Raw genomic sequence first — 11648 nt, 5'->3', positions numbered from 1 at the left:
GTCCCCGACGGCTACGTCCCCCTGCCCCTCCACCCCTGGCAGGCCCGCGAGGTCGCGGCGCGCCCCGCCGTCGCTCGGCTCCTGCACGCCGGCCTGCTGCACGACCTCGGCCCGCACGGCGCGCCCTGGCACCCGACCTCCTCCGTGCGTACGGTCTGCCGCCCCGGCAGCCCCGCCATGCTCAAGCTCTCCCTCGGCCTGCGCATCACCAACTCCCGCCGCGAGAACCTCCGCAAGGAGCTGCAGCGCGGCACCGAAGTGCACCGCCTGCTGCGCGCCGGGCTCGGCGAGGAGTGGCGCAAGGCGGTCGCCGCCGCGGGGCCGCCCGGCGGCCAGGGCTTCGACATCGTCCGCGACCCGGCCTGGCTCGCCGTCGACACCGAGGACGGCGAACAGCTGCCCGGCCTCGACGTCGTGATCCGGCACCAGCCCTTCGCCGCCGAGGACGACGCCCTGTGCATCGCCGCCCTCACCTCCCCGCAGCCCGCCCCGGGCCGGCGCGGCATGCGCTCGCGCCTGCAGGAGGTGATCGAGCGGCTCGCGGAGAGCACGGGACGGCCGACGGCCGCGGTGTCGGCCGAGTGGTTCCTGCGTTATCTCGAGACCGTCGTACGGCCCGTCCTCTGGCTCGACGCCCACGCCGGCGTCGCCCTGGAGGCGCACCAGCAGAACACCCTGGTGCTGCTGGACGCCGACGGCTGGCCCGCGGGCGGCCGTTACCGCGACAACCAGGGCTACTACTTCCGCACCTCCCATCGCGAGGCCCTGCAGCGGCGGCTGCCCGGCATCGGCGTGGAAAGCGACTCGTACGTCTCCGACGAGGTCACCGACGAGCGCTTCGCGTACTACCTCGGCATCAACAACATCCTCGGCCTGATCGGCGCCTTCGGCTCGACCGGGCTCTGCGGCGAGCGCGTGCTGCTCGCCGCCTGCCGCCGCTTCCTCACCGAAGCGGCAGGCCCGGCCGACCCCGGCGAGCCCGTATCGCCGCTGCCCGCCCGCCTCCTGGAGACGGCGACGCTGCGGTGCAAGGCCAATCTGCTCACCAGGCTGCACGGGCTCGACGAGCTCGTCGGCCCGGTCGACACCCAGTCCGTGTACGTCACGATCAAGAACCCGCTGGCGGCCTGAACGGCCGTAAGCCACCTCCGAGAAGAGGCCCGCAGTGCCCCCCACCCCATCGACTCTCGCCCCGCGCCGTCGCCCCGACGACACCATCGACCTCCGCGCGCCGCTCGCCGCCCTCGCCGAGCTGCTCGCCGCCGGCCGCAGCCCCGAGGACGAGGCCCCGGTCGCCGACTGGAAGCCCGCCCACACCCCCGCGGGCGCCTTCTCCCTCCGGCCCGTACGCCTCGAGACCGACCTCCCGCTGCTGCACGGCTGGATGAACGACCCCGCCGTCGCCGCCTTCTGGGAGCTCGCAGGCCCCGAGGAGCGCACGGCCGCCCACCTGCGCGCCCAGCTCGACCCGGACGGCCCGGCGCGGCACAGCATCCCCTGCCTCGGCCTCCTCGACGGCACCCCCATGTCGTACTGGGAGATCTACCGCGCCGACCTCGACCCGCTCGCCGCGCACTACGACGCAAGCCCGCACGACACCGGCCTGCACCTTCTCATCGGCCGCGCGGCCGACCGCGGCCGCGGCCTCGGCACCGCGCTGCTGCGAGCCGCCGCCGACCTGGTCCTCGACCACCGCCCGCAGTGCGAGCGCGTCCTCGCCGAACCCGACGTGCGCAACGCCCCCTCGATCGCCGCCTTCCTCGGCGCCGGCTTCGGCTACCACGGCGAACTCACCCTGCCGGACAAGCGCGCGTCCTTGATGGTCCGCGAACGCGCCCTCCGCCACATCCTCTGACCGCGCACAGCACCACACCGCGCAGCAAAGCCCAGCCCAGGAAAGCCCGGCCCGGCCCGGGCCGGGCCCAGCACCAGCCCGCATGCCCACCACACCAGCCCGTAGGAGCCAGCCGTCTTGACCCGCAACACCACCCGCGACGCCGACCTATGGCGCCGCTCCGCCCGTCAGCTGCTCGCCAAGATGCTCGGTGAGTTCGCCTACGAGGGCGTGCTGAACCCCGAGCCGGACCCGGCCGCCGCCCGCGGCTACCGGCTACCGGCCGGCGACGGCCTCACCTATCGCTTCACGGCCCGGCGCGGCGCCTACGGCAGCTGGCGCGTCGACGCCGACTCGATCATCGCCGCGGACCCCGCAGGCGCCGAACTCCCCGGCGCCGCCGACCCGCTGCACTTCCTCTCCGCCACCCACGACACGCTCCTCTCCCTCACCGGCGACACCACCGGCCACCTCATCCGCGAGCTCACCGCCACCCTGGCCGCCGACACCCGCCTCGCCGCCACGGCCGTGACCAGCGCCGAACTCGCCGGCCTCGACTACGCCGAGCTCGAAGGACACCAGACCGGCCACCCCTGGCTGGTCCCCAACAAGGGCCGCATCGGCTTCTCCACCGCCGACACCGAGACCTGGGCCCCGGAATCCCGCACCCCGCGCCCCCTGCCCTGGCTCGCCGCCCATCGCTCTCTCGCCAGCTACCGCGGCACCCCCTCCCTGGCCACCCCCGACCAGCTCTACGCCGACGAACTCACCCCGGCCACCCGCGCCGCCTTCACCGGCGCGGTCACCGCCGCGGGCCGCGACCCCCGCGACTACCTCTTCCTTCCCGTGCACCCCTGGCAGTGGGACGAGACCATCCAGCCCCTCTTCGCCCCGCAACTCGCCGACAACACGATCCTGCCACTCCCCACTGACAACGACTTCCGGCTGCCCCAGCAGTCGATCCGCACCTTCCTCAACGTCAGCCGCCCCAAGGCCCGTACGGTCAAGCTCCCGCTCTCCATCCTCAACACCCTCGTCTGGCGCGGCCTCCCCACCGACCGCACCCTCGCCGCACCCGCCGTCACCGCCTGGGTGCAGGGCCTGCGCGATGGCGATACGTATCTGCGCGACGAGACCCGCGTGATCCTGCTCGGCGAGATCGCCTCCGTCACCGTCCAGCACCCGCTCTACGACCGGCTGCCCGCGGTCCCGTACCAGTACAAGGAGCTGCTCGGCTGCATCTGGCGCGAGCCGGTCGCGGCGTATCTCGAGCCCGGCGAACGCGCCCGCACCCTCGCCGCCCTGCTGCACACCGACCCGGAAGGCCGCGCCTTCACCGCCGAGCTGGTGGCCCGCAGCGGCCTCACCCCCGGCGCCTGGCTGCAGCGCCTCTTCGCCGCCCTGCTGCCGCCGCTGCTGCACTTCCTCTACCGCTACGGCACGGTCTTCTCCCCGCACGGCGAGAACGCCATCGTCGTCTACGACGCCGACGACGTCCCGGTACGCCTGGCGGTGAAGGACTTCGTCGACGACGTGAACACCAGCGACCAGCCGCTGCCCGAGCTCGACGGCATGCCGGCAGACGTGCGCGAAGTGCTGCTGAGCGAGCCGCCGGCGTTCCTCACCCAGTTCATCCACGCGGGGCTCTTCATCGGCGTCTTCCGCTACCTGGCGCCGCTGTGCGAGGAGCAACTGGACGTACCCGAGGCCGAGTTCTGGTCCCTCGTACGGGCAGAGATCCTCCGCTACCACGAGCGCTTCCCGGAGCTGAAGGACCGCTTCGAGCTCTTCGACCTCCTCACGCCCCGCATCGACCGCCTCTGCCTCAACCGCAACCGGCTCCACCTCGACGGCTACCGCGACCGCCCCGAGCGCCCGCACGCCGCCGTGGACGGCCTCGTCCCGAACCCCCTGCACCTGGCGTGACGGACAGTGACGGCGACCACTGTCAGTCGCGCAGATTAGGGTGGTCCGCCATGGGAGACGACCAGACCAGACCCGAGCTCGCCGAGCTGCTGCATGCCGCCGTCACCGCTGTCGGCGGCGTGGAGCGGCCCGGCCAGGTGGCCATGGCCGAGGCGGTGGCCGCGGCCGTCGACGACGGCACCCACCTGCTCGTCCAGGCGGGCACGGGCACCGGAAAGTCGCTCGCCTACCTCGTCCCCGCCCTGGCCCACGGCGACCGCGTCGTGATCGCCACGGCCACGCTCGCGCTGCAGCGCCAGCTCGTCGAACGAGACCTGCCGCGCACGGTCGACGCCCTGCACCCGCTGCTCCGCCGCCGCCCGGAGTACGCGATGCTCAAGGGCCGCTCCAACTACCTGTGCCTGCACCGGGTCCACGAGGGCATGCCGCAGGAAGAGGACGACGGGCTCTTCGACCAGTTCGAGGCGGCGCAGTCGCTGCCCGGCGGCCCCACCAGCAAGCTCGGCAAGGACCTGCTCCGGCTCCGCGACTGGGCGGACGAGACCGGGACCGGCGACCGCGACGAGCTCTCCCCGGGCGTCTCCGACCGTGCCTGGGGCCAGGTGACGGTCTCGGGCCGCGAGTGCCTGGGCGCGTCCCGGTGCGCGTACGGGCAGGACTGCTTCGCCGAGGCGGCGCGGGAGCGGGCGAAGGTGGCCGACGTGGTGGTCACGAACCACGCGCTGCTCGCCATCGACGCCCTGGAGGACGCCCCGGTCCTGCCCAGCCACGAGGTGCTCATCGTCGACGAGGCGCATGAGCTGGTCTCCCGGATGACCGGCGTCGCCACGGGCGAGCTGACCCCGGGGCGGGTCAACCGGGCGGTGAAACTGGCCGCCAAGCTGGTCAACGAGAAGGCGGCCGACCAGCTGGAGACCGCCGCGGAGAGCTTCGAGCGGCTGATGGAGCTGGCGCTCCCCGGCCGCCTCGACCCGGTCCCGGAGGAGCTCGGCCATGTCCTGATGACCCTGCGCGACGCCTGCCGTACGGTCATCACCGCCATCGGCGACACCCGCGACCGCTCCGTCCAGGACGAGGACGCGGTCCGCAAGCTCGCCCAGGCCTCGGTGGAGAACGTGCACGAGGTCGCCGAGCGCATCACCCACGGCTCCGAGTACGACGTGGTCTGGTACGAGCGGCACGACCGCTTCGGCGCCTCCCTGCGGGTGGCCCCGATGTCCGTATCAGGCCTGGTCAGGGAGCGGGTCTTCAGCGACCGCTCGGTGACCCTCACCTCGGCCACCCTCAAGCTCGGCGGCGACTTCAACGGCGTGGGCGCGTCCCTCGGCCTCTCCCCGGAGGGCACGAAGGAGGAGGACGCCCCGGTCTGGAAGGGCATCGACGTCGGCTCCCCCTTCGACTACCGCAAGCAGGGGATCCTCTACGTCGCCCGGCATCTCTCGCCGCCCGGCCGGGAGCCGCTGCGCAAGGACATGATCGAGGAGCTGACGGAGCTGGTGGAGGCGGCGGGCGGGCGGACGCTCGGCCTGTTCTCCTCCATGCGCGCCGCGCAGACCGCGGCGGAGGAGCTCCGGGGCCGTATCGACCAGCCGATCCTGCTGCAGGGCGAGGAGACGCTCGGCGAGCTGATCTCCCGCTTCGCCGAGGACGAGGCCACCTGCCTCTTCGGCACCCTCTCGCTCTGGCAGGGCGTGGATGTGCCGGGGGCGAGCTGCCAGCTGGTGGTGATGGACCGGATTCCATTCCCGCGGCCTGACGACCCGCTGACCTCGGCCCGGCAGAAGGCCGTGGAGGAGGCCGGCGGCAATGGCTTCATGGCGGTGGCGGCGACGCATGCCGCCCTGCTCATGGCGCAGGGCTCGGGCCGTCTCGTACGGGCCATGGGCGACCGCGGGGTGGTCGCGGTCCTGGATCCGCGGCTGGCGAACGCCCGCTACGGCGGCTATCTCCGGGCGTCCATGCCGGACTTCTGGTACACGACGGACCGCAACCAGGTCCGGCGCTCGCTGGCCGCCATCGACGCGAAGGCGAAGGCGGCGGCCGACGAGCAGGCCTAGGGAGCCGTGACCAGAGGCGCCGGGTCTCGTGGCAGCACCCGGCGGCGGTGCCGTGACCTCAGACCCGGCGCAGCACCGCGACGACCTTGCCGAGGATGGTCGCGTCGTCACCGGGGATCGGCTGGTACGCCGCATTGTGCGGGAGCAGCCACACATGGCCGTCCTCGCGCTTGAAGCGCTTGACCGTGGCCTCGCCGTCCAGCATCGCGGCCACGATGTCGCCGTTCTCCGCGACCGGCTGGCGGCGGACGGTCACCCAGTCGCCGTCGCAGATCGCGGCCTCGATCATCGAGTCACCGACGACCTTCAGCACGAACAGCTCGCCGTCGCCCACCAGCTGGCGCGGCAGCGGGAAGACGTCCTCCACCGACTCCTCGGCGAGGATCGGGCCACCGGCGGCGATCCGGCCGACGAGCGGCACATACGACGCGGCGGGCTTCCCGGCGGTGTCGTTCGGCTGCACGGCCGGGGTCTCGGCGCCGCGCACCTCATACGCCCGCGGGCGGTGCGGGTCGCGGCGCAGGAATCCCTTCCGCTCCAGGGCCATCAGCTGGTGCGCCACCGAGGACGTGGACGACAGGCCGACGGCCTGGCCGATCTCGCGCATCGACGGCGGGTACCCCCGGCGCTGCACCGAGTCGCGGATGACCTCGATGACCCGGCGCTGGCGGTCCGTAAGACCTGAGCTGTCGGCCCTGATGCCGGGTGGCCGGCCGGGGAGTGAGCGCTTGGGTGGCTGGTCGTCGGACTTCGAGTCGGTCATGAGCTGCGTCCGCTGGTCGGGTGCCTGCTGGGATTGGGCGGCGATGGTCGCGCTATCTGCTGTCGTGGTCACGTCGGCCCCTCTCGAGATGTGTCTCCCTAGAGAGACAACGGTAGTTGGTTTCGAAAGGTTGCGCCAAACACACGTTCGAGTGAAAAATCAAGAATTCGCTGACGTGATCAAACGACGGGGTGTAAAGCAGCCCGGCCCGCGCCCCGCGCACCCCTCCTCAGTCTGTCACTCCGCGCCCCCTCGCGTCCGTCGCCTCCGGCATGTCACGTAGGCTCGGGGACCGCGCCGCGAGCCGCCGCAGGACGCAGTCGCAAAGCGGAATCCCGGGCCACCGCGACACGACACGCGATCGCGCGAAAATGGCAGCCCGGCACCAGATCTAGTGGTTAGATTGGCGTCAGCAGCCCACAAGTTGTGGTCCCCCCTCCATCAAGGAGAAGGGCATCCCATATGCTTGGGGCCTGCTCCCAAGGCGCCGGAAGGCGTCGGCCGGAGCAGCTAGCCATGCCGGTGTGCCATGCGTCAGAAGGAGGGTGGGAAGCAATGCACTGCCCCTTCTGCAGGCACCCCGACAGCCGGGTGGTCGACAGCCGCACCACCGACGACGGCACCTCGATCCGCCGTCGCCGGCAGTGCCCGGACTGCACCCGCCGCTTCACCACGGTGGAGACGGCCTCGCTCATGGTGATCAAGCGCAGTGGGGTCACCGAACCCTTCAGCCGCGCCAAGGTCATCGCGGGCGTCCGCAAGGCCTGCCAGGGCCGCCCGGTCACCGAGGACGCGCTGGCGCTGCTCGGCCAGCGGGTCGAGGAGGCCGTGCGGGCCACGGGCTGTGCCGAGCTGTCCACCCATGACGTCGGGCTCGCGATACTGGGCCCGCTGCAGGAGCTCGACCTCGTCGCCTACCTGCGCTTCGCCTCTGTCTACCGGGCCTTCGAAGGTCTCGAGGACTTCGAGGGCGCGATCGCGGAGCTCCGCGCGGCGGCCGAACGGCCGCCGGTGGAGATCGCCGAACAGCGGCACTGACACGCAAGAAACAGACCTGGGCCGGGGCGCTCATCACCGCCTCGGGTTCGTACGTACAAAAACGTACAAAAACGCACATTACGGACACTGCGTCACGGGAAGAAGTGGGCGCATCAGGGCGTTTTACGTCCTAAGAGGGAGGCGGAATGACAGAGACGACGAGCGGCCCGGCACGTAGCTCCCGCAAGAGCGGCGGCAGCGGCAAGGGGGGCGCCGCCAAGAGCAAGGGTCTGCGCATCGAGCGCATCCACACCACCCCCGGGGTGCACCCGTACGACGAGGTGGAGTGGGCGCGTCGTGACGTCGTCATGACCAACTGGCGCGACGGCTCGGTCAACTTCGAGCAGCGCGGCGTTGAGTTCCCGGAGTTCTGGGAGGCCAACGCGGTCAACATCGTCACGAGCAAGTACTTCCGCGGCGCGGTCGGCACCCCGCAGCGCGAGGTCAGCCTCAAGCAGCTCATCGACCGGATCGTGAAGACGTACCGGAAGGCCGGCGAGGACTACAAGTACTTCGCCTCGCCCGCGGACGCGGAGATCTTCGAGCACGAGCTGGCCTACGCCCTCCTGCACCAGATCTTCAGCTTCAACAGCCCGGTCTGGTTCAACGTCGGCACCCCGCAGCCGCAGCAGGTCAGCGCCTGTTTCATCCTGTCCGTCGACGACTCCATGGAGTCGATCCTCGACTGGTACAAGGAAGAGGGGATGATCTTCAAGGGCGGCTCCGGCGCGGGTCTGAACCTGTCCCGTATCCGCTCCTCCAAGGAGCTGCTGTCCTCCGGCGGCAATGCCTCGGGTCCGGTCTCCTTCATGCGCGGCGCCGACGCCTCCGCCGGCACCATCAAGTCGGGCGGCGCCACCCGCCGCGCGGCCAAGATGGTCGTCCTGGACGTCGACCACCCCGACATCGAGGCCTTCATCGAGACCAAGGTGAAGGAGGAGGAGAAGATCCGCGCGCTGCGCGACGCGGGCTTCGACATGGACCTCGGCGGGGACGACATCACCTCCGTCCAGTACCAGAACGCCAACAACTCGGTCCGCGTGAACGACCAGTTCATGAAGGCCGTGGAGAACGGCGAGAAGTTCGGCCTGCGCGGCCGGATGGACGGCGAGATCATCGAGGAGGTCGACGCCAAGGAGCTGTTCCGCAAGATGGCGGCGGCCGCCTGGGTCTGCGCCGACCCCGGCATCCAGTACGACGACACCATCAACCACTGGCACACCTCGCCGGAGACGGGCCGCATCACCGCCTCCAACCCGTGCAGTGAGTACATGCACCTGGACAACTCGTCCTGCAACCTGGCCTCGCTGAACCTGCTGAAGTTCCTGAAGGCCGACGACGAGGGCCACCAGAGCTTCGAGGCAGAGCGTTTCGCCAAGGTGGTGGAGCTGGTCATCACCGCGATGGACATCTCCATCTGCTTCGCCGACTTCCCGACCGAGAAGATCGGCGAGACCACCCGCGCCTTCCGCCAGCTGGGCATCGGCTACGCCAACCTCGGCGCCCTGCTGATGGCCACAGGACACGCGTACGACAGCGACGGCGGCCGCGCCCTGGCCGGCGCCATCACCTCGCTGATGACCGGCACCGCGTATAAGCGCTCCGCCGAACTGGCCGGTGTCGTCGGCCCGTACGACGGCTACGCCCGCAACTCCGCCGCGCACAAGCGCGTCATGAAGCAGCACGCGGACGCCAACGCGACGGCCAAGCGGATGGATGACCTGGACACCCCGGTCTGGGCCGCGGCCACCGAGGCCTGGCAGGACGTCATCCGCACCGGCGACAAGAACGGCTACCGCAACGCGCAGGCCTCCGTGCTGGCCCCGACCGGCACCATCGGCCTCGCGATGTCCTGCGACACGACCGGCATCGAGCCGGACCTGGCGCTGGTGAAGTTCAAGAAGCTGGTCGGCGGCGGTTCGATGCAGATCGTGAACCGCACGGTGCCGATGGCGCTCAAGCGCCTCGGCTACCAGGAGGAGCAGGTCGAGGCGATCGTCGCGCACATCGCCGAGCACGGGAACGTCGTGGACGCCCCGGGCCTGAAGACCGAGCACTACGAGGTCTTCGACTGCGCGATGGGCGACCGCTCCATCTCGCCGATGGGCCACGTGCGGATGATGGCGGCGGCCCAGCCGTTCCTCTCCGGCGCGATCTCCAAGACCGTCAACATGCCCTCGACCAGCACCGTCGAGGACGTCGAGGAGATCTACCTGCAGGGCTGGAAGCTCGGCACGAAGGCGCTCGCCGTCTACGTCGAGGGCTCCAAGGTCGGCCAGCCGCTCTCCGCCAAGAAGAAGGAGGCGGACAAGGCGACCGAGCAGGCCGAGGAGACGATCCGCGAGGCCGTCGAGAAGGTCGTGGAGTACCGCCCGGTGCGCCGCCGCCTCCCGAAGGGCCGCCCCGGCATCACCACGTCCTTCACGGTCGGCGGCGCCGAGGGCTACATGACGGCCAACTCCTACCCGGACGACGGCCTGGGCGAGGTCTTCCTGAAGATGTCCAAGCAGGGCTCGACCCTCGCGGGCATGATGGACGCCTTCTCCATCGCCGTCTCCGTCGGCCTCCAGTACGGCGTGCCGCTGGAGACCTACGTCTCGAAGTTCACCAACATGCGCTTCGAGCCGGCCGGCATGACGGACGACCCGGACGTGCGGATGGCGCAGTCGATCGTCGACTACATCTTCCGCCGCCTGGCGCTGGACTTCCTGCCCTTCGAGACCCGCTCCGCCCTCGGCATCCACTCGGCCGAGGAGCGTCAGCGGCACCTGGAGACGGGTTCGTACGAGCCCACCGAGGAAGAGCTCGACGTCCAGGGCCTGGCCCAGTCGGCGCCGCGGACCCCGGCCCAGCCGGAGCCCGTGGTGACGCAGGCGCCGTCGGTCGAGGAGGCCGCCGCCAAGGAGGCGCCGAAGCAGGCGCACACCTCGGCCGAGCTGGTCGAGATGCAGCTGGGCATTCAGGCGGACGCCCCGCTCTGCTTCTCCTGCGGCACGAAGATGCAGCGGGCCGGCAGCTGCTACATCTGCGAGGGCTGCGGCTCGACCAGCGGCTGCAGCTGATCCGACAGCTGTCCTGACAGCGCACTTGTTCTGACAGCGCACTGAAGGGGACCGGCCCGCGTGGGCCGGTCCCCTTCGGCGTGTCAGCTGAAGATCAGTTCTCCCACGGGACCGTGTCCGCGGCGGGCGGCGCCTCCGGGCGGACCTGCTCGCCGTACGTGATCGCCGTCGTCTCGCCCTCGTCGCCCGGGCCCTCGGTGGAGATGCGGACCGGGTACGGCTCGCCGGTGGTGGCCACATCGAGGGTGACCTGCTTGCCCTCCTCGCGGCCGGTGAGCTCCACGACGTGGGTGCCGTTCACCGTGGTGGTGCCGTGCTTGCGCAGCGGTGCGTCCACGCCGTCGCGTACGGCCTCCTGGTACACGCCGATGTCGCAGACGGCCGCGACCTCGCGGATGTCCTTGTCCTTCGTCGTGCCCTCCAGGTACTTGCCCGCGAGCTCATCCGCGGCCTCGGTGCCCTCCTTGCCCGGGATCTGCGCCTTGATCCAGGCGGCGTCGGGCTTGAACCAGAGCCGCTCGCCGCTCTTGATGATCTCGAAGCCGCCCTCGCCCTCGAAGGTGGCGGTGCCCTTGCAGTTCCCCTCGCGGTCCATCGCCAGGTCGGTGTGGGTCACGTCGCCCTTCTGCACGCCGGTGCGCTCGATGTTCACGCGCATCGACGGGGCCTTCTCGAAGGCCTCGCGGGCCTGGGTGATGATCTCCGGCGCGCTTTCCCCGGCCACGCCGTTGTCGTCCTGCGCGTACGAGACGCCCGCCAGGCCGCCCACCAGGGCTGACGCGCATATCGCCGCGCTCAGCGAGACGGCGGCGGCTTTCCGGGTCCTGGACATCGCTTCTCCTCCAAGAGAACGTCGCCCCCGGTTTTCCAGCGTGCGGCCGGTGGGCGGCTCCCGCCACTGGAGGCCCCCGGGCCCCGCCCGGACCGCCCCGCCTGGCGGGCCGCCACGCGGCTGCGCAGGATCGAGG

Annotated in this window: 8 protein-coding genes; 6 read left to right on the top strand and 2 right to left on the bottom strand. The window is 71.1% G+C overall.

The annotated features are described in order from the left end of the window. The 4 genes from G5C51_RS34540 to G5C51_RS34525 form a co-directional block, all read left to right on the top strand. A partial coding sequence (locus G5C51_RS34540; RefSeq protein WP_276617698.1) for an IucA/IucC family protein occupies window positions 1–1131 on the top strand: 1131 nt, incomplete at its 5' end. Window positions 1132–1165: 34 nt separating this feature from the next. Further along, the gene (locus G5C51_RS34535; RefSeq protein ID WP_165243473.1) at window positions 1166–1855 is read left to right on the top strand and encodes a GNAT family N-acetyltransferase; all 690 of its coding nucleotides are present in this window, start codon (window positions 1166–1168) and stop codon (window positions 1853–1855) included. A 117-nt stretch (window positions 1856–1972) separates the two neighbouring features. Beyond that, window positions 1973–3760, top strand: coding sequence for an IucA/IucC family protein (locus G5C51_RS34530; RefSeq protein WP_240930121.1), 1788 nt, complete (start codon window positions 1973–1975; stop codon window positions 3758–3760). 50 nt (window positions 3761–3810) lie between these two features. Further along, on the top strand, window positions 3811–5817 hold the full coding sequence (locus G5C51_RS34525) for an ATP-dependent DNA helicase (protein WP_165243470.1): 2007 nt from the start codon (window positions 3811–3813) through the stop codon (window positions 5815–5817). A 58-nt stretch (window positions 5818–5875) separates the two neighbouring features. On the opposite strand, the gene lexA is transcribed toward G5C51_RS34525, so the two are convergent. Then, on the bottom strand, window positions 5876–6652 hold the full coding sequence (gene lexA / locus G5C51_RS34520) for a transcriptional repressor LexA (RefSeq protein ID WP_165243467.1): 777 nt from the start codon (window positions 6650–6652) through the stop codon (window positions 5876–5878). A gap of 483 nt (window positions 6653–7135) precedes the next feature. On the opposite strand from lexA, the gene nrdR reads away from it, so the two are divergent. Beyond that, window positions 7136–7618, top strand: coding sequence for a transcriptional regulator NrdR (nrdR, locus tag G5C51_RS34515; RefSeq protein ID WP_165243464.1), 483 nt, complete (start codon window positions 7136–7138; stop codon window positions 7616–7618). Between the two features lie 146 nt (window positions 7619–7764). Then, window positions 7765–10680, top strand: a complete 2916-nt coding sequence (locus G5C51_RS34510; protein ID WP_165243461.1) for a vitamin B12-dependent ribonucleotide reductase — start codon at window positions 7765–7767, stop codon at window positions 10678–10680. A gap of 94 nt (window positions 10681–10774) precedes the next feature. Here the strand turns inward: G5C51_RS34510 and G5C51_RS34505 are convergent, their stop codons facing one another. After that, window positions 10775–11512 (bottom strand): hypothetical protein, encoded by a 738-nt coding sequence (locus tag G5C51_RS34505; RefSeq protein ID WP_165243458.1) that lies wholly within the window; start codon window positions 11510–11512, stop codon window positions 10775–10777. Window positions 11513–11648: the final 136 nt, after the last annotated feature.

The organism is Streptomyces coryli, from assembly GCF_011044975.1.
Taxonomy (GTDB): domain Bacteria; phylum Actinomycetota; class Actinomycetes; order Streptomycetales; family Streptomycetaceae; genus Streptomyces; species Streptomyces coryli.
The sequence above is the reverse complement of the archived record's forward strand: the minus strand, read 5'-3'. Positions and strand labels throughout refer to the sequence as shown.